Raw genomic sequence first — 25949 nt, 5'->3', positions numbered from 1 at the left:
AAAAGGAAATTTCTTCTTCAACTAACCTTTTGTTTAAGTGCAAACATTCACAATCTCTACTCTATATTTAAACATAAATTATCCAATTTTATTGAAAACCTTGCTCAACAATCTGGCCCGATTGTTGAAGATAAAGACAAGTAGGAAGGGAGTTTTTCTCCAATCGATACTAAAATCTTTTATATACCTCTGCGTACGCTACTTTCAATTGGTCTCGTAGTTGCTTGTTTTCACCTTCTAGATTCTTAATCTTTCGTCTCAGTGATTCAATGAGAGCATCCTTGTTGCTCTCATTTATTTCTCGCTTAACTTGTTTAGGTGTAGGTTCTAGTGATTGTTGCTGCCTTAATGCTTCAATCCGTTCCCGAATAGCGACATTGTTGTAGAGGGTTGCTTTCGATACACCCGATTCATTTGCTACGCTATTAAAATTAATGTACTTATTGGCTCTCACGAGCTGTTTAATAGCTTCATCAACTTTTTGAGTGGTGGCAGCCTTACGGTGCTTATGTACTTGTTTTAGATGTTCTTTAAGGTCGAAATTAGACATTATTTTCTTCCTGCTTTCGTTTTAATCTTTCTAGTCGACCAAATATAATGTGTCCGCCCTCAATAGTGTTTAAAATACTTGTATAACGGCTTAAATTCTTTTTATTCTTTTCTGCAATATCCAATCGCCCACGCTTTTCTAAGGCATCAATCGTCTTTCTAGTTGCTTTTATCAATAATTCATATTTCTGTTTGTCTAAATCGGAAAAACCAATCGCTAGATCCTTACAAGGACTTCCACCGTTACAAGTTAGGCAAGGAGGTTCTTCTGAATAAGGACAGTTACCATTTATTCTTGCGTGGCAACTTCCATATGGATTATCAATTGCATTTAATTTATGATCACGCCATAGCATTTCGAGTATATCTGTTGGTATTTCATCATCTGGACTAATTTGTTTCATTTGGTCATTCATATCGAAGCTAAACAAACCCTGTTTCATAGCTTCTTCAAATACTCTTCGCTTGGTACTATCTAATAATTTTGCATACCGGATAATCATTTCAGGAGAGGAATGAGCTAATAGTTCCTGAACTGTAAGTATATCAGCTCCACTATTTAACATTTTAACTGCATACGTGTGTCTGAACTGATGGAATCTAAAATGATAAATATCGCCATTTTCATCCACTATTCTTCTTGCTTTCGCAAGATCGTTGAGTTTTTCACTTATCCAACCGTTCGAAAAGGGACGACCTTTTCGAACTCCTCTATACCTAACAAAAATAAATCGATTTGGGTTGTTTTCTTCATTGCTATTCTTTTTTGATTTGTCTATTAGCACAGCGAGAATATCTGCTAGTTCGTCATCTATTGGTACTGAGTGATCTGGCACATTTGTTTTAGAAATGTCCGTTACTAATTGATATTTTCCATTCAATTTGACTAAACAGTCATGGTTAAGTCTTAAAGTATCAGAAATTCGCAAGCCTGTTTTGAATGCTATCCAAATAATCGGTTGTACTTCCTCATGAAGATAACTTAAATTCTCAAATAACTGCTCTAATACATTATCCGGGATGAAGTTTACTTTTTCTGACCTTCTTTTATATTTTGGTTTATCTTCTGGAAAAATAAGTACTCTAATATCTTTTTCAGGTGCTAAATCCGAATGAACCTCTTGTAATCCCTGAAGAAATTTTTTAACTGCTGAAACTGATTTTATGATATGGTGTCGTGAATTTGTTACTCTTTGCTTAATCTTCACTTCCTTATTTAGTTTCTCTAGGTATTTTTCAATGTGACTTCTAGTTAACATGACCAAGTTGTACCAATCAGGTTCCAATGTAAAAATAAAATCTAGGAACGGAGGGATAAAACTCATATAGTTTCTAGCAGAACCCCATGTCAAATCATTTGACAATAAGCGACGTTTTAAATATTGTTTTGTTTCCTCACGGAATCTAAGATTTTTAATCACTGTAAAGTCGATTGTAGTATGACTTGAAGCTTGATTAAAATACACACCATACTCTTTATTCAGATTTTTAGCTTCCCAAATATCCTTTTCCCATTCATCGCGAAAGTCTATCAGTTTATTAAGCTCGGATAGAAGATTTGATAAGTATTTAGCTTGAGGAGACTTTACTTTATATCCGTCCCGTTTACTAATGTAAGTGGTCGATATTCCGTTTTTCTCTAACCAAAATAGCCACTCTCGGTTTGTCCTATCAATATTTAAATCAATTAGAGAGTTTAAATTGGGGTGTTTTTCATTTATAAATCGGTTAAATAATTGAATGTTATTCGCTTGTCCAACAAACATAGTGTTCATAGTCCATTCATCTCGAAATATTTTTGTATGTACAAAAAATTTAATTTCTAAATTTATTAGTTCGCTTTTGAATGGAATATGTATTGCTTTTCTGTTAAACGTAGGCTCTTTTAAATAAGGTTTAAACTGAGAAATGGCACTGAAAAAATCAATATGCCAAGAATTTTTATATAAAAAATATGGATTATTGACAATCTCTTTTTGTTCATTTCCATCTTCATCAATATATCGGTCTACATACGACGATAGTTCATTTCTCATGTAATCGTGTACACTTTCAAAACCATGAATCATTAAGGGATTGGTGCTCATTCAATGTTTCCTCCAGGATTATTCTTATTGTAAATTTTAAAAGCATCTTGGGCTTTTTCCCAATTATTTCGAATATCTTCTTTAGAAGGATGAAGGTATAGGTTGATGGTTGTTTGTATATTGCTGTGACCTAGCCGTTCTTGAACTTGTTTAATATCACCAGTTTGATTGTAATAAAGAGTCGCATGCGTATGACGTAAAAGGTGGGGGTGAACAGAGATGTTGCACTTTTTCCTTAATCGTTTAAAGAAAGCTGATACATCTTGATAATCCATGCCCTGGCCTGCATTTTTCCCACGTAATTTAACAAATATAAAATTTTTATGAATATCCATTTCATCTAAGATTTCGTATAAATAGTCATCATACAAATCCATTAATTCTTGGGAAACATATATTTCTCTTTCCCCTGTCTTCAACCTTGCTCCATTTTCTAATTCTCCCCGATCAACTAAACGTATCCGATGACCATTTTTATGATCAAACACGAAGTCCTCCAGGTAGAGAGAAAGTAGTTCTCCAATCCTTAGTCCTGTTTCAAACAGAGTTTGTAACAGCAGCCTATCCCTAATATTACTAGTTGCTTTAATTAATTCCCGTACGTCCTCTTTAGTTAATGTTTTGATTTTTCTCCTCTTCTTTTTGATTTTCAAAATGTTCTTCTGTACCGTTTTATTTTTATTCACATGGTAAAGGAAATCTTTATACTTCCTTTGTCCCCTGGTAAAAACCTGTTTCATAACTATATCATCCACTGCTGTATCCATTTCCTCATTGCGATATAAATAATTGTAAAACCCTGTAATTGCAGTAAGGGTAAGATTTATTGTACTTTCTGTCTTTCTTGCTTTTGCAGGGTGCAGAGGGGTAGCTTTTAGATTTACATGAGGATTTCTTAACCATGCTATAAACTCGACCAAATCCTCTAATTTAATCATCTTGTAGTCTAAGTTATTTTGCTTTAAGAAAACAAAATATTGTTTTAGTGCGTAGCAATAGGTTTTTTGTGTATTTCTACTTTTTTCTGTGACATCCAAATACTTTAAGTATTTCATGACGGGAATAACTGGTATTCCCTCTCCATCTACGAGTATGTATCTCTTGGCATTATTCTCTAAGTAAATCTCTTGAACCCTCATTTACTCTCCACCTTATGCTTTCAATAATGAACATTATTTTTATGTATGATTGGTTAACCTCCCATCTAGACATAATATAGTAAACATAGTAGACATATTTTTTAAGACCCATTTAACTAATTTAATATATTAAAAAAAGAGAATACATGCCCTTATAATGGACATAATATCCTCTTAAAATATTACTATAGTTAATCATTGAAATCACCGGAACGATTCCGATGGAGGCGCCTTTAGAGAAAGAATGGATTTCCGTTTGGAACCCTAGTACATTTGCAGCAGATTTATTTTTACAATCCTTGCAGAAAAATGGGATAAGCGTTGAAGGGAGAATAAAAGAAGGTACAACGCCAGAACTATCATCATTAATAACATCCCATTCCTCCATTCCGTTGTCTGAATTACTCATTCCATTTATGAAACTAAGCAATAATACAATAGCAGAAACGCTGTTAAAAGAAATGGGAAAAGTGGAAACAGGGGAAGGAAGCTTTGAAAAGGGCTTAGAGGTAATGAAAAAAGAGCTAGTTCACTTCGGGTTAAATCCAGACAATATGCTATTGCGGGATGCTTCTGGCATTTCACCAGTTGACTTGTTGACTGCCAATGATTTATCAATGCTTTTATTTACGGTGCAGAAGCAACCATGGTTTTCTACTTATTTACATTCCTTACCTGTTTCCGGAAACAAAGAAAGAATGGTTGGAGGGTCACTCCGGAATCGTCTTCAATCAGAAAATACAAAAGGAAAGGTTCAAGCAAAAACAGGAACTTTATCCTCAGTTAGTACGCTGTCTGGTTATGTTCAAACAAAAACCGGACATCAATATATATTTTCAATACTGTTTAACCATTTATTAGATGAAGAAAAAGGAAAGGTAATTGAGGATAAAATAGTGGAGTTATTAGCAAAACAATGAAAGTTATTGTAATAGTAGGGGTACCGCTAACATTTCACGTTTACCTTAACTTCGATGTGAGAACTATTGGAATATCAATGGTTCTCACAATATTTACATGCATTCAATGTAAATATTGGTTTACAAAGATATGATCATTTTTTGATGTCTTTTCAAGTAATGGGCACCCGTTAATCAATAAGTATTTTCTCTTTTGGGGGTCCCGCCACATCACTATCAAGCTAACAAAATGGATTGCCCCCAAAACAATAAAAATGAGTTTCATTACTATAAAATACATAAAATATCCGTTTTTAGAAAAAACTAATTTTTTTAACTTGATGGTGATATAACTCAATTCCTTTATATATTTAGCTAAATATGATTATCAGAATAAACTTAAAATAACTATGATTTCTAGAAATGCGAACTGATGTTGTGAATTAATTTAAAGCTGCTGGAACAAAATAAAACTAATTGAGCAAAAAAAAACTTGCAAAACTAAAAAGAGAGATGTATATTATTGACGTATCAATAATTGATACGTCAATTAATTTTTTAATAAGAAAGAAGGGGTGAGTTTTGAAAACATGTTGTTCAGAAGATGCCGAAATTTTATATAAGCTACAAAGTTTGAGCAAAGTAATTGGTGCGAAGTTTGAAGCATGCATTGGTATTAGTCAATCTCGATTGGAATTGCTCGCATTGCTTTATCATGTTGATGAAATTAGTCAAAGCGACCTTCAAAAAAAGGTGAATATTGATGGCGCAGCCATCACCAGACACGTTAAGCAGCTTGAAGCCAAAGGAATCGTATTAAGAAGAAAGAAGCCTGAGGATAACCGTATAACGCTTGTTCGGTTATCTGAGCAAGGACGAGAACGAATCGAGTCTTCCAAGAAAGAAAAGGAACGTTTTATGAAGGAAATGCTCGTAAATATCAGTGTAGAAGAACGCAATGTACTTATTCATGTTCTATCACAGATGCAAAAAAATGTAGAGAATATTAAAGGATAGAGGAGTGTTTATACATGGGAACTACATTAAAAACAAACGATTTTATGAAAATAATGAAAGGACGTCGATCCATACGTAATTAAGATCCAACAGTCAAAATCAGCAAAGAAGAGATGGCTGAAATATTAAAGGAAGCTACTACGGCACCATCCTCAGTTAATGCACAACCATGGCGCTTTCTTGTTATCGAAAGCTCGGAGGGAAAAGAAAAGCTTGCAAAACTCGCTAAATTCAATCAATTACAAGTTTCTACTTCATCTGCCGTTATAGTAGTATTTGCAGATATGGACAACAGTGACTATATAGAAGAAATATATTCAAAAGCTGTTAAGCTAGGATATATGCCGCAAGAGGTAAAAGACAGACAAGTACAAGCATTGACTGCACATTTTGAAAAGCTTCCAGTCCAAGAAAATCGCGAAACTATTCTGATTGACGCAGGGCTTGTCTCCATGCAGTTAATGCTGGCAGCACGTGCACATGGATATGATACAAATCCAATCGGGGGTTATGACAAGGAAAATATCGCTGGAATCTTTGGATTGGAAAAAGAGCGCTATGTACCAGTTATGCTTCTATCTATCGGTAAAGCAGCCGACGAAGGATATGCTTCATACCGTCTCCCTGTTGATAGAATTGCACAATGGAAATAGTATAAAACTGATATTAGGGAGTAGAGGGGGCAGAATGGTGTGGAAATAATCGCAGCTATTTTAGTCGGGATCGTAGCATTAGAACATTTATTTATCATGATCCTCGAAATGTTTTTTATTGATTCAAAAGTAGCAAAACGCGCTTTCAAATTACTGAAGCATTTAGAAGGAGATCGAAATGTAGCCATTATGTTTGCAAACCAAGGTTTATATAATGGATTTTTAGCCGCAGGTCTCATTTGGGGACTTATACTTGGGCTCAACCCAATTGGTTATATGGTTCAATTATTTTTCGTAATTTGTGTGGTGGTAGCAGCTATTTTCGGAGGTTTCACATCTAATAAATCAATTCTTGTGAAATAAGGACTTCCAGCTATTTTAGCACTGGTTGCCCTTTTATCTATGATATAGAACCAAAGCTTTTCAATAAAAGAACTCATTTTTGAAAAAATACGCTATTCTTTCTGTAGAATCATAGGAAATGAGGGTTTTAGTCATAATAAAAAAGCTTTTTCAACACATTAGTCATGTATAATATATCAAACAGCTTATGTTTTTTGGTTTTTAAAAATTTAGGTCTTGATAATTTTAAAAGCAAAAACAGGAAATTGCTTTTTTCGTTTGTAAACTATGAAAAAGAACGCAAAAGGTTTTTAACCCTGCGTTCTTTTTGTATAACTTCCCTATACCAAAGGCTCAATTATATATGAAAAGATTGCTATTTCTCTCATTGCTTTATTTACCACTTCAAAACGGTCCTCCATATTGTCATATTCCCCAACTTCAATATGAAATGTATACACACCTAGTGAATCCATATCATAAAAAGCGGGTTGACTCCCTGGCCTTAACGTCCATGATCCACCGTCTGGATTATGCATTTATGATTTAAACGAAGTTTTCCTTTTTTTAGCTCAATCTTATATATACATTCCAAAACGTGAAGAACGATACTGTCCCATCAAACGCTTGATCAATTAAAGGAATCCCCAGTCCTAAATACTTTCTTGTGCCTACAATATAAACAAGAACAACAACAATAAGTCCACCAATAAAGCTTTTAATAACTGGGTTAGGGAACAATTTTGTATAAGTTTTCTTTAACAAATGCGTTAATTCACTAAACAACGTACTAGTTAAGCCGAATAATATTGAAGCTATTACAATTTTTACAATTAATAACCACGATAATTCTGGAATCCTTCCAATATGATATTGGTGATGATATATGCCCCAAGCACTTGTCACAATATCCCCTATAAAGGCTGCAACAAAACTAGGAAAAATGGCTTCATGACGAATGAGTCCAATTACTAATACTTCTAACCCAAATACGGTACCTGCCAATGGCGTTCCGAATACTGAGCCAAAACCACTACTAATCCCACAAATCATAATAATTTTACGATCGATTTCATCTAATTTAAATAATTTACCTACTAATTCAGAAAAAGCACCACCCATTTGAACGGCGGTTCCTTCACGTCCTGCAGACCCACCAAATAAATGTGTCACAACTGTACCAAATAGAACCAAAGGTGCCATACGAAATGGTACACTTTCTTTCGCACCATGCGCTTGTTCAATAATTAAATTATTTCCTTTCGAAGAGTTTTGACCAAATTTCCAATAAAGCAAGCTAACAAATGCTCCTCCAATAGGTAATAAAAATAACAGCCATAAATACGTTTGTTGTGTTTTCGTAGCCCAATCTAAGCTTGCCAAAAAAAATGCAGAGGCCGAACCAGCCAGAATCCCTACTCCTCCACCTAATATGATCCATTTGAATACATAAAATAGCAGACCAACATGCATTCTCTGGGAAGAAACTGTAACAATACGTTGTTTTATTTTCTCCAATGCTCTCTCTCCTTTTTACTTAGTATAGTTCTTTTTAGACAAAAAAATAGACTCCTACTAGGGAAAGACCGTTTCAGGTCACATCTCTAGTAGGAGTCATCAGCTCTAGGGCGTTCATGGCGAACTCCATCGCCTATTCATCATGTCCTTTTTCACTATACAATATTACAATGTATGGCTTCAAGATAAAATTATAACTATTTTGTTACAACTAGATGTAAAAATAATCATATCACTTCAAGATATTTAAAGTGTTGAGTTAGTTTGAAAAAGCTAAGGTGTATTTGATCGTGGAGATATTGAGGTTATCCATTTTATTGTCAAGTTCAGAAGAGATTGTGAAGATTGCTACTTAAACTAACGGGTGGGTTGGTTTAAAAAAATGCCAAAGTATTAAGTAGATTCATAACATAGGTTCATGAATCGTGGTGAGAATTACACAAGATTTTCGTTCTGGGGGCACTAGAAAATATTAGCTAGATGGGCATGTAATGGGACCCTATTTCTTTTATTTCTTCAAACTCAAATCAGCCTCTTTGAGTTCTCCTTCTTATTAGTTAAAATACAAAAATATGGAATGAATTTTATTGTTTAGTATGTCACGTTGTGATATAGTCATATCATGATATATCTAAATGCGATATAGAAGATTGCTATCGCATTGTCATACAACATCCACAGTTGTACTGAAAAAGAGGTGGTTATTTTGGATATTAAAAAGATACTGAAAAAGTACATTCCCATGACTGAAACTGCATTTTATATTCTTCTATCCTTAACAAAACCTCGACACGGATACGGAATTGTCAAACATGTGGAGGAGATTTCAAAATCACGGATTAGATTAGGATCGGGTACCGTATACGGGACTTTAACGAAAATGCAGAAAGATGGGATTATCACTGTATTTGCGGATGAAGAAAGAAAAACAGTTTATGAAGTAACGGAAATTGGAAAAAAATTAATGACAGCTGAGATAAGCAGACTAAAAGAGTTACACGAAAATGCACGAAAATACGAGGAGGATTTTTTATGATTAAAGTATTTCGGCCATTTTGGAGCTATGATGTATCAAAAACAGAAGCATGGCTTTCCTCTATGGCGAAAAAAGGCTATTTATTAGTCGGGTTAAATCGATGGACACGCTGCTTTTTCTTTCGTCAAGACAAGTCCAAATCAATCACTTATCGAATAGGGTACGATAAAATTAAAGGTGTTTCATTGTCTACATCTTTATTAGAAGAAGACTGGGTAAAGGTAATACAGAGTGGAAACTGGTATGTAACGTCGAATGAACAGCCCATTGAACAAATAAAAACGTCGTCTGTTCGCGACGGTATTATCAAACACAACAGGAAAATTATGTACATTTTTAGCGCGGTATTAATATATTTTTTACTTAATCTGACATTCATTATATCTACTATAGGCATTTCTTTGTTTCAAAATGCATCTGGTAAAGTAGATGAAAGTCCTTTGTGGATTTTAACCTACACTTTTTTTGGAATGGAGATAGCACTAATTATTCTTTCCATCTATTCTGTAATAAAAATTAATAAAATGAATAAATACTTGATTAGAGAAAAAGCAAGTACACTTCAAACGAAAAATAATATGGAAAGAAGACTAAATAAAGAAAAAGAAAAGCAATTGAAACGTTCAGGACAAATGATTGTGAAAAGAAAGTTTGGCTGGTGGTATTCCCCGGATAAGCTTGAAAAGTGGCTTGAAACAATGGAACAACGAGGATATAACCTTTATAGAGTTAACAGAAGAGGAACAGCTTTTTATTTTATGATTGGCAGTCCTCGTAAGGTAAGTTATTGCGCTGATTATCAAAACATTTCTAACGAAAGCTATTTCGACATGCACCGAGATGCCGGATGGAAGAGTGTATTTATGTCAACTTCCTCGTTACAAAAATGGACGATATGGAGCCGGGAATACGCAGAAGGGGAAGAACGCCCACAAATCTATAGTGATAAATCCTTTCACTTAAAACAGGCTAGAAAAGTAGCTATTACCTATACAAGTATGTTTTTTCCTATAGTTATCCTCTATATTTTCATTATTGCAAAAATAGTTATTCACGGGTCAACGAGTTTGAATTTAACAAATACAGTACTGATTTTATGGTGTATTTTTGTCTTTGGTTCGTTCACATTAAGAACTTGGCTATATTATATGCGTATTAAAAAACGGTATAACTTTATTTGAACAACTATTATCCAAATATTAGTTAATCATCAAAAAATGTTCAATCAGCATACCCTATTGTAAAAAGCCCATTTTCTCTTTGGATAAATTGGGCTTTTTACATATTTATTTTCTGCCAAAGTCTGCTTTTATTTCTCCATAACGCTTCGTATCCCATTTGATTACTTTATTAGTATATGTATTTTCTTTTAACCATTTTTCGGCACGTTCGATCATTTGCCAAAGTTCTTCCGTTCTGCTGTCTCTTTTTAAAGACGTATTCGCTTTTTTATTGCGCACCCATGATAGTGCTGTCATGCTGTCACTATATATCGTAGTGTTTTCCCCTTGTTTTTTTAACAAGGCAAGTGCATGGACAATACCAAGAAATTCCCCAATATTATTCGTACCAAATACGGGACCATAATGAAAAATCGTTTCTCCCGTTGTTGTATGTACTCCTCTGTATTCCATTAAACCAGGGTTTCCACTGCAGGCTGCATCAACTGAAATGCTGTTTTCATCAATCGCTTCTTCGGTAATATTCGTATTCTTCGGTTTAGCGCCCGTTTTCGCAGGTCCGGAAGATCCAGTATTTTTTCCTTGTTTAAATGCATTCTCTGCTTCGTCTAAAGTAGGGAAGGATTTAAAGGAAGCTCCCTGGAATCCTTTCGTTTGTTGTTCACATTCTGCCCAGGTTGTAAAAATCCCGGTTTTTCTGCCTTTCCACACAACATAATACTTCTTTTTTGCCATTATAACACCCTCCAACATGCCGTCATTTTCCTATCATATCATATGAAAGAATATGGCATGAATAATTTCATGATTCTTCATGCATTAAAAGAATTAGGGTTTCGAATTTCCATTGATGATTTTGGTAAAGGCTATTCATCCCTTAGTTATTTAAAATACCTGCCCATTGATACGATAAAAATTGACAAATCATTTATTGATGATATAGAGCATCCCATCCATCAAGGATCGTTAGTAAAAGGAATTATTGATATGGGGCAAAGTATGAATTTTTCTGTATTAGCAGAAGGAATTGAAAACAAGGAACAAGTACAGTTTTTAATAAAAAACCATTGTAAATATGGGCAAGGGTATTATTTCAGAAAACCGCTCCCTGCCCTAGACATTGAAGAATTTATTTTTCCAAATTTAGAGCGTGCCGGAAATCAACATAAAAACTAGTCTAAATGCTAGTTCTTAATTGAAATTATCCATCTGTTATAGGAAAATAAATAACGTATTACATATTTATTTTTCTGGTCAAACAAGACAATATTAAAAAAGTTGGTGAGCAAAAGATGCCTTGTCAAACAAGTAAAGAATTAGAAACATTTTTAAAGGAAGCAAAACAATACACAACAATGGGGAAAGTCGCAGATTATATTCCGGCATTAAGTAAAGCAAATGGTGATGAATTATCGATTGCCATTTATTCTCCAGATGGCAATTATGTCTCTGCAGGGGATATAGAAGAAAAAATCACGCTTCAAAGTATTTCAAAAGTGTTAACTCTTGCTCTTGCATTAATTCAGCGCGGGGAAGAGTTTGTTTTCAGCAAAGTTGGCTATGAACCTACAGGAGACCCATTTAATTCTATTGTGAAACTGGAGATGAGCAAACCATCAAAACCGCTTAATCCAATGATCAATGCTGGTGCTCTTGCGGTTACCCATATGATTAAAGGGAACTCTGTTGAAGAAAGATTATCAAGCATTTTATCTTTTGTTCAATTATTATCAGGGAATAAAGAGATCCACTATTCAGAAGAAGTAGCACAATCTGAGTTTGAAACATCCCATTTAAATAGATCTTTATGTTATTTTATGAAGCAGCACGGCATCATTGATGAAAATGTAGAAGAGCTATTAGATTTATATACAAAACAATGTGCAATTGAAGTGAATTGTTTAGATTTAGCAAGAATTGGCATCGTTTTTGCTTTAGATGGCATCGATCCAATTACAGAAAAAAGAATTATGCCTGCATATGTAGCCCGTATTTGTAAAACGTTTATGGTAACTTGCGGCATGTATAATGCTTCAGGCGAGTTTGCGGTCCGTGTTGGCATTCCAGCAAAAAGTGGTGTGTCCGGCGGAATATTAGGTGCAGTTCCAAACCGTTTTGGCATCGGTATTTCGGGACCTGCACTTGACGATAAAGGAAATAGTGTTGCAGGTTTAAAATTATTAGAAATGCTGGCAGAAAAATATTCATTAAGCATGTTTTAATTAGGCATAGGATTATCTTATATGAAAGAATCCACTTTTTTAAAAGGGATACTCATATGGGTAATCCTTTTTTTGTTTAGGCTGTTTTCTCAAAGTTTGTTGTTTTTTACGTAAAAAAATGGGAAAAGAAGTACTCAGCAGACTGAATACACGAAGACTCCTGTGGGAATGCGAGAAAGACGAGACCCCACAGGAGCGTATGCGACGAGGAGGCTCGACGCTCGCCCACGGAAAGCGAAGTGTATTCAGGCTGCGAGTTTAAAAGCACTATCTATACGAAAACAGCCTTTGTTTAAAATTTTCTTAGCAGGGTAAGATAAATTTGAACTGTCATTTAAAGGAACAGGGGGAGAGTCGTTTTGAATTTAACACCGCAACAACGAATTGAATTACATGGGTTTAATAATTTAACGAAGTCCTTAAGCTTTAATATGTATGATATTTGTTATACAAAGACAAAAAAAGAACGAGAAGCTTATTTAAAGTACATTGACGAACAGTATAATGCCGATCGGTTAACGAATATATTAAAAGATGTTTCCGATATTATTGGGGCACATGTCCTTAATATTGCGAAACAAGATTATGAACCACAAGGAGCCAGCGTTACCTTACTTGTGGCAGAAGGGCCTGTTGCAGAAGCACCAAAAGATGTTTTTGAAGAATCTCCTGGTCCACTTCCCGGTACGGTTGTCATGCATCTTGATAAAAGCCATATTACTGTTCATACATATCCAGAATATCACCCAGATGAGGGGATTAGTACATTCCGGGCAGATATTGACGTATCTACATGCGGAGAAATCTCTCCATTAAAAGCGTTAAATTATTTAATTCATTCTTTTGATACAGATATTATGATCATCGATTACCGTGTAAGAGGATTTACACGGGATATACATGGTCATAAGCTGTTCATCGATCACGACATAAACTCCATTCAAAATTATATTCCGAACGATATAAAAAAAGTCTTTGATATGATAGATGCAAATATTTATCAAGAAAATATTTTTCACACGAAATGCAAGTTAAAAAAATTTGATTTAAATAATTATTTATTTGAATATCAAGTAAGTGAATTATCGGCTGCTGAACAAGCTTCCATTACAGAAAAGTTAACGATGGAAATGAATGAAATTTTTTATGGGAAAAATATACTCGGTTAACAAAATAAAGAGAGCGTTAATTCTATGTCAAATTTGCTCTCTTTATGTTTATTGAAGTCGACTCCTTCTATTCTTTTTTTCATTCATTTGTTAAACTATTTTAGTAGAATAATAGAAAGGTTGGATACTTGTGAAAAACAACATCATAGAAGCAATTGAACAAAATAAACATGATTTTTGTGAAATCAGTACATACATTGGTGAAAATCCTGAATTAGGTCACGAAGAATTTAAAGCATGTGCCATTTTAACAGACACTTTAAAAAAGCATGATTTTAGAGTAGAAACAGGCACTTGTGGTTTAGCTACTGCTTTTACGGCTACATTCGATAGCGGGAAAGAAGGTCCTGTTATTGGATTTATGGCAGAATACGATGCATTGCCTGAGGTTGGTCACGCTTGTGGCCATCATTTAATCGGCACAATGGGCGTGGCGGCTGGAATTGGACTTAGCAAAGTGTTACATGAAACTGGTGGGAAGATCATTGTTTATGGAACACCAGCAGAAGAAACTAAAGGTGGAAAAGTCACGATGGCGGAAGCTGGGATTTTTTCTGAATTAGATGTTGCAATGATGGTTCATCCATTACATAGCTATATAAAAAGCGGTACTTCTTTGGCTATGGATGCGATTCAGTTTGAGTTTTTTGGCAAGTCTGCCCATGCAGCTGCAAGTCCCCATTTAGGCATAAATGCACTGGATGCTGTGATTCAAACATTTAACAGTATCAATGCCCTTCGCCAGCATATTAAATCAGATGCACGTATACATGGAATTATCACAGAAGGTGGTAAAGCTGCCAATGTTGTACCTGATTATGCTGTTGCTCAATTTTATGTACGTGCTGGGAAAAGAGACTATGTAAATGAATTAGTGGAAAAAGTGAAAAAATGTGCAGAAGGTGCTGCCATGCAGACAGGGGCCGAGGTTACTATTTCCAATTATGAGTTCTCTTATGATGATATGATGACAAATAACGCTTTATCAGAAGCATTTACGGAAGTATTAATTGCTTTAGGGGTAAATGAAGAAGAAATATCCGCGCAACGCGATGGATCCGGATCTTTAGATATGGGAAATATAAGTCAAGTTGTGCCAGCTATTCATCCTTATGTAAAAATATGTAACGAAAACTATGCATGCCATACCCATGAATTCAGGGAAGCTGCCATGACAGACCAAGCGAGAGAAGCAATGATACTTGGCGCCAAATCAATGGCGTTAACAGGTTATGAAGTATTAACAAACAAAGAGCTACTTCAGCAAATAAAAAAAGAATTTCAACAACAGAAAAACAATAAAGAATAATTGTTTACACCATTTTTCTCTTTTAACCTTTACAAATAATTGATAATTTTATACAATAATGGAAATGTTAAAAGATGCGATGATAAGGACATGAGTTTTTCTTGACGGTTTACAGAGAGGGAAGGTAAGGCTGGAAACTTCCTAACACGACAGAATGACTTACCACCTTGGAGCAGTATTGGTGAAATAATAGTAGTCAATACCGTAGCTGCTACGATACAGCAAAACGAGCCATCATTTTCATAAGATAAGTGTAAATTTTTTTAAGTTAGATTGATGTCTAGCTTCAGGGCTAAACAAGCCGCTTCCGCTTTTCTTATTTGATGGGAACTTGGGTGGAACCACGAGCTAACACACACTCGTCCCTTTTTTAGGGATGAATGTGTGTTTTTTTATTTTTAACTTAAATAAATAACTGCAATGAAAAGGACATGAGTTTTTCTTAACGGTTTACAGAGAGGGGAGGCAGGCTGGAAAATCCCTAACACGAAAGAATGACTTACCACCTTGGAGCATGTATGGAGGAACTAATAGTATTCTATACCGTAATAGCTGCGATAAAGCGTTAATGAAGCCATTATTTTTATAGGATAAGTATGGATTTTTTTAAGTTATGAAGTTAGATGGATGTCTAGCTTCAGGGCTAAACAAGCCGCTTCCACTTTTCTTATATGATGGAAAGCTGGGTGGAACCACGGGTAAAAGACACACGCTCGTCCCTTTTTTAGGGATGCGTGTGTTTTTTATTTTCAAAAAACTAGGAGTGTTGCATGATGAATCAAAAAGAAGTTGTGATGAAATTTCCAGATGGAAAAGAAAAGAAGTATGAGAAAGGCATTTGCTTAGAGGAAATTGCCCAGTCGATTAGTCCAAGTTTAAAAAAGAAATCTGTTGCTGGCATGGTAAATGGATCATTGTATGATTTGACACGCTGCATTATGGAAAATGCTGAGATTAAGTTATACGACCTTCATACTTCAGAAGGAATAGAAATTATGAGACATACAACTGCACACGTACTCGCTCAAGCAGTCAAACGTTTATATGGAGACGTGCATTTAGGAATAGGACCTGTGATCGAAAATGGTTTTTATTATGATTTTGATTTAAAAGAAACGCTCACAATAAATGACCTAGAACAAATTGAAAACGAAATGAATCACATTATTTCAGAAAATCTGGAAGTAAAACGGGAAGAAGTTTCTCGTGATCGAGCAAAAGAAATCTTTGCTCACGATCCTTTAAAATTAGAACTGTTAGAAGCAATTCCAGTGGATCAAGTGGTGACAGTGTATCGCCAAGGGGAGTTTTTTGACTTATGTCGAGGTCCACATTTGCCGGCAACTAAGGCTATTAAAGCATTTAAATTAACACATGTTTCCGGCGCTTATTGGCGCGGTGATAGCAATAATAAAGTACTTCAGCGTATTTATGGTGTGGCATTTGCTTCAAAGGAAGAATTAGATGAATATTTTCATTTTGTAGAGGAAGCACAAAAAAGAAATCATCGAAAACTTGGAAATGAATTAGAATTGTTTATGTTTTCGGAAGAAGCACCTGGCATGCCATTTTATTTAGCAAACGGCCAGCTTATTCGCAATGAACTTGAGTCTTTTTTAAGAAATCTTCAGAATTCCTTTGACTATAAGGAAGTTCGTACACCAATGATGATGAACCAAAGGTTGTGGGAGCGCTCTGGCCATTGGGATCACTATAAAGATAATATGTACTTTTCGGATGTAGACGATCAGCGTTTTGCCTTAAAACCGATGAACTGTCCTGGACATATGCTTATTTTTAAAGATAAGCTGCATTCCTATCGTGACCTTCCGATTCGTATGGCTGAGTTTGGTCAAGTTCACCGCCATGAATTCAGTGGTGCGTTAAACGGCATGCTGCGTGTTCGTACATTCTGCCAAGACGATGCACACATCTTTGTTACACCTAACCAAATAGAAGCGGAAATTACATCCGCTTTAAAATTAATCGATTATGTGTATCAAACATTTGGATTTGACTATGAAATAGAGCTTTCTACTAGACCTGCTGACTATATGGGAAGTGGTGCATTATGGGATCAAGCTGAAGACGCTTTAAAAAATGTTTTGAAAAAATTAGGTTATAACTATTCCATTAATGAAGGAGACGGAGCATTTTACGGACCAAAAATTGATATTCATATTAAAGATGCACTGAAAAGAAGTCATCAATGCGCTACAGTGCAATTAGACTTTCAAATGCCAGAAAAATTTGATTTAACTTATATCGATGAACAGAACAATAAAGTCCGACCAGTGGTGATTCATCGTGCTGTCTTTGGGTCAATTGATCGCTTCCTTGGTATTTTAATTGAACATTTTGGCGGGGCATTCCCTGTTTGGTTGGCACCAGTTCAAGTAAAAGTGATACCAGTATCCAACGAAGTTCATAAAGAATACGTAGAAGAGATTACAAAACGATTAAAACAAGAAGAAATAAGAGTGGAACTGGATGTAAGAGAAGAGAAACTCGGCTATAAAATAAGAGAAGCCCAAATGAAAAAGGTTCCATTCATTATCGTTGTTGGGGATAATGAACAAAAAAATCAATCGGTTCATGTTCGACAATTTGGGCAAAAAGAATCTAAAGAAGAGAAACTGAATGATTTTATCGCTAATCTAAAGTGGTCTATTGATAATAGATGCCTGAATTAAAGTAATGCAATTTCGAAGTAAGAATAAAAATAATACCTTCCAATCATACTAAGGATGATGATAAAGGAGGTTATTAAAATGGCAAAGAAAAATAAAAAAAATGATCCTCAACAAAAAAATAAAAAAGGCTTTGATTCTGCAGTATTAAATGAAGAATTCGCTCATGAAATCGGCAGTGCAGCAACGAATAAAATTCATCACGATAAAGCAAAAAAAGAAAAAGCATCGAAAAACAATGGCGAATATAAAAAGTAAAAGAGTGTGGCTGACATCTTTCCAATTGGCAAATTCCTATTGGAAGATGCCAGCCCTTTTCTTTTTTATAACATGGATTCCTTTTACTATTATAGAATGTTAGCGTATAATAATAACCGTCCTATTTAGAGGAAATGAATATACAATTACGTAACAAGAAATGAACGGAGAGAAAGAAAATGATTGTAAAAAATGAACAAGATGTAAATGGATTAATAGAAATTGGAAAAATTGTCGGCAAGATTCGCGACGAATTATGTACAAAAACGGTACCGGGAATCACAACAAAAGAATTAGATGAACTTGCTGGAAAACTATTCGAAGAGAATGGAGCAGTTTCTGCCCCAAAATCTATGTATGATTTTCCTGGATATACGTGCATATCTGTGAATGATGAAGTAGCACATGGGATACCAGGCAATCGTGTCATTCAGGAAGGGGACTTAGTCAATATAGATGTATCCGCTAGTAAAAACGGTTATTTCGCAGATACAGGCAAATCATTTGTCGTAGGAAATGGAGATCCGAATCTGGAGAAATTATGTGAAGTGGCAAAAGAAGCGTTTGAAGAAGGATTAAAATGTTTTAAACCTGGTGGCAAAAAAAATCGCATCGGAAAATTTGTTTTTAATACCGCGAAAAAAAATGGTTTTACAGTAATTAAAAACCTTACTGGTCATGGGATTGGAACATCCTTGCATGAAAAACCAAACCATATCTTAAATTACTTTGACCCTTGGGATAATGAATTATTAAAAGAAGGCATGGTTATCGCGTTTGAACCATTTATTTCAACAGATGCGGAAGAAGTATATGAAAAAGAAGATGGTTGGACATTCTCTACAAGAAATAAAAGCTTCGTCGCTCAATATGAACATACAGTGATTATTACAAAAGATAAACCAATAATTACAACTTTATAAAAAGTCAGTGGTTGTCCAGTAATGTACTCGCCTTCTTTTGGTAAAAAGATAAGTGGGTTGCTTTGCTGGCAGCCACTTTTTAATATAGTAGAAAATCTTTCCATCTATCTCTATCACTATAACCTTGTTTCAAAATTCTAGTAAACAAGGCTTCACTTCACAATTTAATCATTTTTAAGAAAATTAGAAATACTTTTCTATCATAACTTTTTCGATTGACTTCCTGATAAATATTCCGTATTGTAAAAGATATAATTTGATAACAAAAATCCTTATCAGCTCAAGATGAGGTAGAGGTCGCGATTTTTATTAGTATAAAGATGGAGAACCAGAGAACTTGCAGATATCTTTAGAAAGGAACAATCGCCGAAGCACTATTATTCTCTGATAATATGTAGCTGGGCCTGTATACGAATAGGTACAGGACTGTCATAGGAATTACTATGATGAACTATCCTTTTAACTGGTGGTGTTTTATATGCTCGCACCATACAAGTGGTGTGTTTTTTTATGATCATTTATTCAAGTTCTGGTACTCTATTTTAGATAATACACAATAAATATAGTGAAACAATTAAACGCTCATCATCATTTTTTACAGATTAATAGGATTTAACGAGTATCCTAAAATACTCGTTAATCCAGGATACTCGATTCAAAGTAAGTTCTCCTATTTTGAGCAAGAGGAAAAGAAAAGGAGACATCAACATGAATACTAAAGGAAAACTTGGACTAGGAATATTAACGTCCCTTGTAGTCGGTAATATGGTCGGATCGGGTATTTTTATGCTGCCTCGTTCCTTATCGGAAGTAGCAAGCCCAGCTGGTGTACTTGCTGCATGGCTACTAACAGGAATGGGTGTTTTAACAACAGCTCTTGTGTTTGGAAATCTCGGAGGAAGAAAACCTAACTTAATTGGCGGATCACAAATATATGCAAAAGAATTATTTAAAGCTGGCTCTAAACAATCCTTGCTTGCAGGATTTATGGCTACATGGGGATATTGGATTGGTAATTTAGCAGGGAATATTGCCATTATTACAACATTTGCAGGCTATCTTTTACCTTTTTCCCAATACTAACGAGCGAAGCGGTTGTATGTACAGTTGGGGCCTTTACATTAAAGGTTGGCAATGTATTAACCTTTTCCGTTTGTTCGATGTTATTATGGGGTACGCATTTCTTTATTTTAAGAGGAATTGAAAATGCAGGAAAACTTAATTTTGTAGCAACAGCTGCAAAGGTTACTGGTTTCTTATTATTCATTATTGTTGCAATCTTCGCTTTCCAAAAAAGCAATATATTGCCATTTATAGAACCAAGATTAGATGATCAAGGAAACACTGTTAGTCTTTTTGGGTAAATAAATAATGCAGCAATTACCACGTTATGGGCATTTATTGGTGTGGAATCTGCAGTTGTTTTTGCTTCAAGAGCGAAAAAGAAAATTGATGTAAAACGAGCGACTATTTTAGGCTTATTTATCGCTTTAGCCATTTATATTGGGATAAGCACGCTAGTAATGGGGATTTTAAGTCAAGACGTCCTTGTTTCTTCACAAAAACCATTAATTGATGCGATAGAAACAGTTATAGGGCCAGTTGGAGGAAAAGTACTTGCCGCAGTCGGTTTAATCAGCTTATTCGGTTCCACAATAGGCTGGATTATGCTTAGTACAGAAGTGCCGTTTCAAGCTGCAAAACAAGGAATCTTTATCCCTGCGTTTTTAAAAGAAAATGAAAAAGGCATTCCAACCTTTTCTTTAACGATAACAAATATACTTGGCCAGATTTTTATTTTTTCTACCATTTCAAACAGTATTTCCGCTGCTTTTGATTTTGTTATTTATATCGCAACCTTATCGTATTTAGTACCTTATTTAATCGCATCTGTATTTCAGTTAAAACTTACCATTACTGGTGAAACGTATGAATCAAACAAAAAAAGAATGACGGATGGCATCATTGGTGGACTTGCGACGATCTACTCTATATGGGTAATTATTGCAGGAACAGCTGATTTCAAAACATTCACATTCGGTATACTATTATTATTGAGTGGTGTATTGTTTTATAATCAGGTAAATAAACCGCAAATAAATAAAAAACCGTCACAAAAAGCATCGTAATCTTTGAAAAAGCATCCAAATAAGAAAGGATGCTTTTTTATATAAATGACTGTATTTACTTAAAGTTAATAATTATGTTTTAATAGGAATATATTGGGTTATTTATGTTAAAATAGATCTATATGCATAAAGAAATATTGTTATGCTTTTCACTTGTAATTGATATTCTCTTCATTTAATGTAATAGAACAATCTTGCTGAAAGAGGTTTTTGTTTTCAAATGACTATTATTTCAATGACAGTTACATATTTTTTTTGGGCTAAAGCTGTAAACATTATTTTAATTGTTTTTCTTGTTATTACAGTTCTTTATTTTTTGAATAAAACAAAGGTGCTCATCAGAGAAAGTAAACGAATGAACAAAGATTTAAAGAAAAAAAATCTACTAATTCTCCAACTGCAGAATCAAGTAAAATCACATCAATCATTGGTTCATTCCATAGGTGGATTATTACTATTTCGTCCACCTAAGAAAGAGTATTATTTTTCGGAAAATTTCGAAATGCTTATTGGATATCCAGCAGATAAGATAATTGAAAATCCGCAATTATACAGACAGATTATTATTACAGAGGATTTATCTATTATTGATGAATTAATAAATGCTTTAAAAAAAGGGGAAAGCAAGCAGGTAGAATTCCGTATAAATCATCCAGAGGAAAAAGAAAAATGGATACTCTGTTTTGCAAAATCGATTATTGATTCAAATGGCACTATACTGCAAATAAATGCGCAAATCCTAGATATTTCAAAAAGAAAAACATTAGAAGAAGAATTAAAAAAATTAGCCTATACAGATCATTTAACCGATTTATCCAATCGAAAGGCACTAGACCGACATTTGCATAAAGCGATTGCAAGATCAAAGCGACATCAACATACGTTAGCCATTATGTTTATTGATTTAGACGATTTTAAAATAGTAAATGATACATTAGGGCATCATGCTGGTGATGTATTATTAATGGAAGTGGCAGACCGCTTCCACAAAAGTATTAGAGAAGAAGATTATATTGCTCGAATAGGCGGCGATGAATTTATTATTGTGTTTGAGGAAACGAATAAAATCGAAATGAAAAAAATTACCGAACGGATTATACATTCTGTCTCGAAACCATATGTTATCAATCAAATGGAAGCATCGATCACATTAAGCATCGGGATCAGTTTATATCCTGATGACAGTGATAATAAAGATAAATTAATAGCCTACGCAGATAAAGCAATGTATATGGCAAAAGATAAAGGGAAAAATCAGTATCATTTTTATGCATCTGATAGTACAGAAGCGGAATAAACCAGAGACATCCAGTTTATTTACACTCTGGTGCTGTCCAAAATAGGAAAATCAGATAAAATTTAATATTCTCGTATATGAAAAGGGGCTTCCTAAAGTCGAAAAAACGACTTATTTGGGAGCTCTCTTTATTTAAATGCGTTTATTTCTTTTAACCTAACTTTTTTTCATAAATTTATCAAAATCTAATTGCATATTTATTAAATATATTGTATAAATATTATTAGTTGATCTTTAATGAAGGGGAATGTTTATGAATTATTTAGTTACCGATAAAATACCTGAATATAAACCATTTGCTCATTTGCACGAAGTGAGTGGATTATTAAAAAATAAAAAAGGGAATTACACACAAGAACAATTATATACAGCTGCAACTAATAGCTGGTTTTGTTTATCTATATACGATGGAGAATCTTTAATTGCTTTTGGCAGAATGATATCTGATGGAGTATATCAAGCATTAATATGTGACGTAATGGTAGATCCTTCTTATCAAGGAACTGGATTAGGTAAAGAAATTATTGAAGGTCTATTACAGAAATGCCAACAAAGCGGTATTCAGTCTATTCAACTTTTTTCCGCAAAAGGAAAACAACAATTTTATAAAAAATTAGGCTTTCAAGAAAGAGAAGCAGATGCTCCTGGAATGTCTATCGTAATATAAAAAACTCATTGGAAAACTATTTCAGTGAGTTTTTTATATTACGAGCAAAATATCCCTTTAAAATGCAGAAGCCGGATTCCTTTTTCAGTTGACATATTTTCAAATACATGGTATTAAAATAGTGGTTAGCACTCTTTGTGATGAAGTGCTAAGCTATACTATTTTTACATAGAACTAGAAAAAAAACTGAAGGGAGAATATTTTATGGTACAAACAAAAGAATTTAAAGCGGAATCAAAAAGACTATTAGAAATGATGATTAATTCTATTTATTCTCAACGTGAAGTGTTTTTGCGAGAGTTGATTTCGAATGCAAGTGATGCGATTGATAAAATTTATTATAAAGCATTAACAGATGACAACATCTCATTTAATAAAGACGATTATTATATTAAATTATTTGTTGATAAAGAGAAGAAGACCCTTACAATTTCCGATACTGGCATCGGGATGACACAGGATGAATTAGAAAATAACCTTGGGACCATCGCAAAAAGCGGATCCTTGGCATTTAAAACAGAAAACGAAAGCAAAGATGGACATGATATTATCGGCCAATTTGGTGTTGGCTTTTATGCTGCCTTTATGGTCGCAGATGTCGTTACCGTTATCACAAAAGCACTTGGCAGCGAAACCGCCTACAAATGGGCATCACATGGGGCAGACGGATATACAATAGAAGAAACTGAAAAAGACACAGTCGGCACCGATATTATTTTACAAATAAAAGAAAATACAGAAGAAGATCAATATGATGAATTTTTAGAAGAATACCGCCTGCAATCGATTATCAAAAAATACTCTGATTTTATCCGCTATCCTATTAAAATGGATGTAAAAAAGCACCGTGCAAAAGAAGGAACGGAAAATGAAACAGAAGAATATACAGAAGAAGAAACAATTAACAGCATGGTTCCAATTTGGCGCAAAAATAAAAACGAATTAACAGAAGAAGATTATCAGCAATTTTATCATGAAAAACGGTATGGATTTGATCAGCCGCTTCAGCATATTCATATTAGCGTAGATGGCAGCATCCGTTACAATGCTATTTTATATATACCCGAAAAAACGCCATATGACTATTATTCAAAAGAATACGAAAAAGGGTTGGAGTTATATGCTAATGGCGTATTAATTATGGAAAAATGCGGAGATTTACTACCTGATTATTTTAGCTTTGTAAAAGGAATGGTCGATTCTGAAGATCTTTCCCTTAATATTTCAAGAGAAATGCTCCAGCATGACCGTCAATTAAAAAGAATTGAAAAAAATATTACTAAAAAAGTGAAAAGCCAATTACAAAGCTTATTGAAAAATGAAAGAGAAAAATATGAAACGTTCTATCAATCTTTTGGCAGACAATTAAAATATGGTGTGTACAGCGATTTTGGCGCAAATAAAGAAATGCTGCAGGATTTATTATTATTCCATTCATCTAAAGAGAAGAAACTTGTCTCTTTAGATGAGTATGTTGCCAATATGCCGGAGGATCAAAAATATATTTATTATGCAGCAGGCGATTCCATTGAAAGAATTGAAAAGCTTCCACAAACAGAACTTGTGACCGATAAAGGCTATGAAATTCTTTTCTTCACAGATGATATTGATGAATTCGCCATCAAAATACTGATGAACTATAAAGATAAAGAATTTAAATCTGTATCAAGCAGTGATCTTGGCATCGATCAAGATGACAATGCTGAAGACAAAGCATCGGAAGAAGAAAACAAAGAATTATTTACGTATATGAACAACCTATTGTCTGGAAAAGTAAAAAAGGTAAAGTTATCCAATCGTTTAAAATCCCACCCTGTTTGTTTATCAACAGAAGGGGATGTAACGATTGAAATGGAAAAAATCCTAGCTGCTATGCCTGACAATCAGCATGTTAAAGCAGATAAAGTATTGGAAATAAATAAAAACCATGAAGTTTTTCAATCTTTAACAGCTGCCTTTGAACAGGATAAAGAAAAGTTAACCTTGTATACAAATCTATTGTACAATCAAGCACTTTTAATTGAAGGATTGCCAATCGAAGATCCAGTTGCCTTTACGAATGATCTTTGTAAAATAATGAAATAAAATATTGATCATAAAAAAACAGTCTTGTTCATACTATTTGAATAAGACTGTTTTTTGGTGTGGAAAATTCTATACAAAAATGAAAAAGGTTATGACTTGACTTTTATTTTTTATCCTGTTTTAATTATTTGTACATTTACTAACCATAATACATCTTATCCAGAGAGGTGGAGGGAAACGGCCCTATGATACCTCGGCAGCGGGTTCTTTCGAATACTGTGCCAATTCCTACAGACAAATAATGGTCTGAAAGATAAGAAGAGAAAAAAGCAGCTTAAATCCTCTTCTGTCTTCAGAAGGGGATTTTTTGTTCATATGATGTTTAAAGCATCAGAAATTGGAAAAAAATAATAAGTATATCTTCTTTTTCATATTATCAAAGGAACATAATTAGCACACAACATTTAATCCGACTAAGGAAATGTGAATAATATATTTATTTAGAAAGGGGAAACCTAACTATGGAAAAACAACTATCACAAGTAGAAAACCAAAAAAACGAACTGATTGAAAAACTACTTCATCATGGTATCTATAAAAAAGAATCTCTGCATTTATTCGAGTTAACCGTGATAGAATTAGAAGAAGAATATAATAAAGTAATCGATCAAAAAAATACGGATTACTGAGTGCCTACTCAAAGAGTTCGTAGTTTTTTTTTTACAAAAAGTATGGTAGGATAGGAATGATTATAACAAATAATAGAGGTTCTAGCCCCCCTCTTTAAAAAAACTAAGATGAAGCAGTACTTCCATCTTGGAGTGCTGCTTTTTTATTTG

At 34.1% G+C, this 25949-nt stretch carries 20 protein-coding genes, 3 pseudogenes, 3 riboswitches and 1 other annotated feature; of the genes and pseudogenes, 18 read left to right on the top strand and 5 right to left on the bottom strand.

The genetic code is table 11. From position 1 onward, the window contains the following. Positions 1 to 169: 169 nt before the first annotated feature. Genes ACTYA4_RS00980 through ACTYA4_RS00970 form a run of 3 tightly spaced genes read right to left on the bottom strand, consistent with a single transcriptional unit; the run spans position 170 to position 3775 of the window. Positions 170 to 550 carry a DUF6262 family protein gene (locus ACTYA4_RS00980; protein WP_443479666.1) on the bottom strand — a complete coding sequence of 127 codons (381 nt, stop codon included), beginning with the start codon at positions 548 to 550 and terminating at the stop codon, positions 170 to 172. Continuing rightward, the gene (locus ACTYA4_RS00975) at positions 543 to 2636 is read right to left on the bottom strand and encodes a tyrosine-type recombinase/integrase (RefSeq protein WP_443479665.1); all 2094 of its coding nucleotides are present in this window, start codon (positions 2634 to 2636) and stop codon (positions 543 to 545) included. The genes ACTYA4_RS00980 and ACTYA4_RS00975 overlap by 8 nt, the downstream gene beginning before the upstream one ends. Beyond that, entirely contained in the window at positions 2633 to 3775 is a 1143-nt protein-coding gene (locus ACTYA4_RS00970; RefSeq protein ID WP_443479664.1) for a tyrosine-type recombinase/integrase, read from the bottom strand. The genes ACTYA4_RS00975 and ACTYA4_RS00970 overlap by 4 nt, the downstream gene beginning before the upstream one ends. 194 nt (positions 3776 to 3969) lie before the next feature. On the opposite strand from ACTYA4_RS00970, the gene dacB reads away from it, so the two are divergent. From dacB to ACTYA4_RS00950, 4 genes and pseudogenes are all read left to right on the top strand, one after another. After that, positions 3970 to 4695: a D-alanyl-D-alanine carboxypeptidase/D-alanyl-D-alanine endopeptidase gene (gene dacB, locus ACTYA4_RS00965; RefSeq protein WP_443479802.1), complete on the top strand. Its 726-nt coding sequence runs from the start codon at positions 3970 to 3972 to the stop codon at positions 4693 to 4695. A 561-nt stretch (positions 4696 to 5256) separates the two neighbouring features. Continuing rightward, the gene (locus tag ACTYA4_RS00960; RefSeq protein WP_443479663.1) at positions 5257 to 5691 is read left to right on the top strand and encodes a MarR family winged helix-turn-helix transcriptional regulator; all 435 of its coding nucleotides are present in this window, start codon (positions 5257 to 5259) and stop codon (positions 5689 to 5691) included. A gap of 14 nt (positions 5692 to 5705) precedes the next feature. Then, a pseudogene (locus ACTYA4_RS00955) lies at positions 5706 to 6344 on the top strand (nitroreductase family protein). Positions 6345 to 6383: 39 nt separating this feature from the next. After that, positions 6384 to 6707: a DUF1304 domain-containing protein gene (locus ACTYA4_RS00950; RefSeq protein ID WP_443479662.1), complete on the top strand. Its 324-nt coding sequence runs from the start codon at positions 6384 to 6386 to the stop codon at positions 6705 to 6707. 573 nt (positions 6708 to 7280) lie between these two features. On the opposite strand, the pseudogene ACTYA4_RS00945 reads toward ACTYA4_RS00950, so the two are convergent. Then, positions 7281 to 8159: pseudogene (locus ACTYA4_RS00945) on the bottom strand (chloride channel protein); the annotation flags it as partial. A gap of 128 nt (positions 8160 to 8287) precedes the next feature. Continuing rightward, positions 8288 to 8347, bottom strand: a riboswitch (Fluoride riboswitch). Between the two features lie 563 nt (positions 8348 to 8910). On the opposite strand from ACTYA4_RS00945, the gene ACTYA4_RS00940 reads away from it, so the two are divergent. Both ACTYA4_RS00940 and ACTYA4_RS00935 read left to right on the top strand, forming a co-directional pair. Next, positions 8911 to 9240, top strand: coding sequence for a PadR family transcriptional regulator (locus tag ACTYA4_RS00940; protein WP_443479661.1), 330 nt, complete (start codon positions 8911 to 8913; stop codon positions 9238 to 9240). Beyond that, positions 9237 to 10421, top strand: coding sequence for a DUF2812 domain-containing protein (locus tag ACTYA4_RS00935; protein ID WP_443479660.1), 1185 nt, complete (start codon positions 9237 to 9239; stop codon positions 10419 to 10421). Before ACTYA4_RS00940 ends, ACTYA4_RS00935 begins: the two co-directional genes overlap by 4 nt. A gap of 105 nt (positions 10422 to 10526) precedes the next feature. Here ACTYA4_RS00935 and ACTYA4_RS00930 read toward each other — a convergent pair whose 3' ends face one another. Further along, complete coding sequence (locus tag ACTYA4_RS00930) at positions 10527 to 11156, bottom strand: ribonuclease H1 domain-containing protein (protein ID WP_443479659.1); 630 nt, start codon at positions 11154 to 11156, stop codon at positions 10527 to 10529. Positions 11157 to 11213: 57 nt separating this feature from the next. Here ACTYA4_RS00930 and ACTYA4_RS00925 point away from each other — a divergent pair, with 57 nt between their 5' ends. The 12 genes and pseudogenes from ACTYA4_RS00925 to ACTYA4_RS00870 all read left to right on the top strand — a co-directional run bounded on the left by ACTYA4_RS00925 (position 11214) and on the right by ACTYA4_RS00870 (position 25799). Further along, entirely contained in the window at positions 11214 to 11597 is a 384-nt protein-coding gene (locus ACTYA4_RS00925; protein WP_443479658.1) for an EAL domain-containing protein, read from the top strand. Between the two features lie 116 nt (positions 11598 to 11713). Next, complete coding sequence (glsA, locus tag ACTYA4_RS00920; protein ID WP_443479657.1) at positions 11714 to 12643, top strand: glutaminase A; 930 nt, start codon at positions 11714 to 11716, stop codon at positions 12641 to 12643. A gap of 359 nt (positions 12644 to 13002) precedes the next feature. Next, a complete protein-coding gene (gene speD, locus ACTYA4_RS00915; RefSeq protein ID WP_443479656.1) occupies positions 13003 to 13812 on the top strand; it encodes an adenosylmethionine decarboxylase in 810 nt (269 codons plus the stop codon). Between the two features lie 130 nt (positions 13813 to 13942). Next, entirely contained in the window at positions 13943 to 15121 is a 1179-nt protein-coding gene (locus ACTYA4_RS00910) for a M20 family metallopeptidase (RefSeq protein ID WP_443479655.1), read from the top strand. A 70-nt stretch (positions 15122 to 15191) separates the two neighbouring features. Beyond that, positions 15192 to 15491 (top strand) — a binding site (T-box leader). Between the two features lie 403 nt (positions 15492 to 15894). Further along, positions 15895 to 17814, top strand: coding sequence for a threonine--tRNA ligase (gene thrS, locus ACTYA4_RS00905; protein WP_443479801.1), 1920 nt, complete (start codon positions 15895 to 15897; stop codon positions 17812 to 17814). Between the two features lie 78 nt (positions 17815 to 17892). After that, positions 17893 to 18069 carry a protein YkzE gene (ykzE, locus tag ACTYA4_RS00900; RefSeq protein ID WP_443479654.1) on the top strand — a complete coding sequence of 59 codons (177 nt, stop codon included), beginning with the start codon at positions 17893 to 17895 and terminating at the stop codon, positions 18067 to 18069. A gap of 179 nt (positions 18070 to 18248) precedes the next feature. Then, entirely contained in the window at positions 18249 to 18992 is a 744-nt protein-coding gene (map, locus tag ACTYA4_RS00895) for a type I methionyl aminopeptidase (RefSeq protein WP_443479653.1), read from the top strand. A 283-nt stretch (positions 18993 to 19275) separates the two neighbouring features. After that, a riboswitch (Lysine riboswitch) is annotated at positions 19276 to 19454 on the top strand. Between the two features lie 246 nt (positions 19455 to 19700). Further along, positions 19701 to 21121 (top strand): annotated as a pseudogene (locus tag ACTYA4_RS00890) (amino acid permease). 220 nt (positions 21122 to 21341) lie between these two features. Continuing rightward, positions 21342 to 22418, top strand: coding sequence for a PAS domain-containing protein (locus tag ACTYA4_RS00885; RefSeq protein ID WP_443479652.1), 1077 nt, complete (start codon positions 21342 to 21344; stop codon positions 22416 to 22418). A 253-nt stretch (positions 22419 to 22671) separates the two neighbouring features. Beyond that, entirely contained in the window at positions 22672 to 23085 is a 414-nt protein-coding gene (locus ACTYA4_RS00880) for a GNAT family N-acetyltransferase (RefSeq protein ID WP_443479651.1), read from the top strand. Between the two features lie 204 nt (positions 23086 to 23289). Beyond that, complete coding sequence (gene htpG / locus ACTYA4_RS00875; protein ID WP_443479650.1) at positions 23290 to 25170, top strand: molecular chaperone HtpG; 1881 nt, start codon at positions 23290 to 23292, stop codon at positions 25168 to 25170. Positions 25171 to 25322: 152 nt separating this feature from the next. Further along, positions 25323 to 25430: riboswitch (SAM riboswitch) on the top strand. Positions 25431 to 25631: 201 nt separating this feature from the next. Further along, complete coding sequence (locus ACTYA4_RS00870) at positions 25632 to 25799, top strand: Fur-regulated basic protein FbpA (RefSeq protein WP_443479649.1); 168 nt, start codon at positions 25632 to 25634, stop codon at positions 25797 to 25799. The last annotated feature ends 150 nt before the right edge of the window (positions 25800 to 25949 follow it).

The sequence above is a fragment of the Niallia yueguangensis genome (genome assembly GCF_052663115.1).
The sequence above is the reverse complement of the archived record's forward strand: the minus strand, read 5'-3'. Positions and strand labels throughout refer to the sequence as shown.

What these genes read in the sequence shown, in the direction of transcription:
- ACTYA4_RS00980 (WP_443479666.1), bottom strand. Translation starts at nt 550, where the DNA reads ATGTCTAATTTCGACCTTAAAGAACATCTAAAACAAGTACATAAGCAC.
- ACTYA4_RS00975 (WP_443479665.1), bottom strand. Translation starts at nt 2,636, where the DNA reads ATGAGCACCAATCCCTTAATGATTCATGGTTTTGAAAGTGTACACGAT.
- ACTYA4_RS00970 (WP_443479664.1), bottom strand. Translation starts at nt 3,775, where the DNA reads ATGAGGGTTCAAGAGATTTACTTAGAGAATAATGCCAAGAGATACATA.
- ACTYA4_RS00935 (WP_443479660.1), top strand. Translation starts at nt 9,237, where the DNA reads ATGATTAAAGTATTTCGGCCATTTTGGAGCTATGATGTATCAAAAACA.
- ACTYA4_RS00930 (WP_443479659.1), bottom strand. Translation starts at nt 11,156, where the DNA reads ATGGCAAAAAAGAAGTATTATGTTGTGTGGAAAGGCAGAAAAACCGGG.
- ACTYA4_RS00925 (WP_443479658.1), top strand. Translation starts at nt 11,214, where the DNA reads ATGAATAATTTCATGATTCTTCATGCATTAAAAGAATTAGGGTTTCGA.
- glsA (WP_443479657.1), top strand. Translation starts at nt 11,714, where the DNA reads ATGCCTTGTCAAACAAGTAAAGAATTAGAAACATTTTTAAAGGAAGCA.
- thrS (WP_443479801.1), top strand. Translation starts at nt 15,895, where the DNA reads ATGAATCAAAAAGAAGTTGTGATGAAATTTCCAGATGGAAAAGAAAAG.
- ykzE (WP_443479654.1), top strand. Translation starts at nt 17,893, where the DNA reads ATGGCAAAGAAAAATAAAAAAAATGATCCTCAACAAAAAAATAAAAAA.
- map (WP_443479653.1), top strand. Translation starts at nt 18,249, where the DNA reads ATGATTGTAAAAAATGAACAAGATGTAAATGGATTAATAGAAATTGGA.
- ACTYA4_RS00885 (WP_443479652.1), top strand. Translation starts at nt 21,342, where the DNA reads ATGACTATTATTTCAATGACAGTTACATATTTTTTTTGGGCTAAAGCT.
- ACTYA4_RS00880 (WP_443479651.1), top strand. Translation starts at nt 22,672, where the DNA reads ATGAATTATTTAGTTACCGATAAAATACCTGAATATAAACCATTTGCT.
- htpG (WP_443479650.1), top strand. Translation starts at nt 23,290, where the DNA reads ATGGTACAAACAAAAGAATTTAAAGCGGAATCAAAAAGACTATTAGAA.
- ACTYA4_RS00870 (WP_443479649.1), top strand. Translation starts at nt 25,632, where the DNA reads ATGGAAAAACAACTATCACAAGTAGAAAACCAAAAAAACGAACTGATT.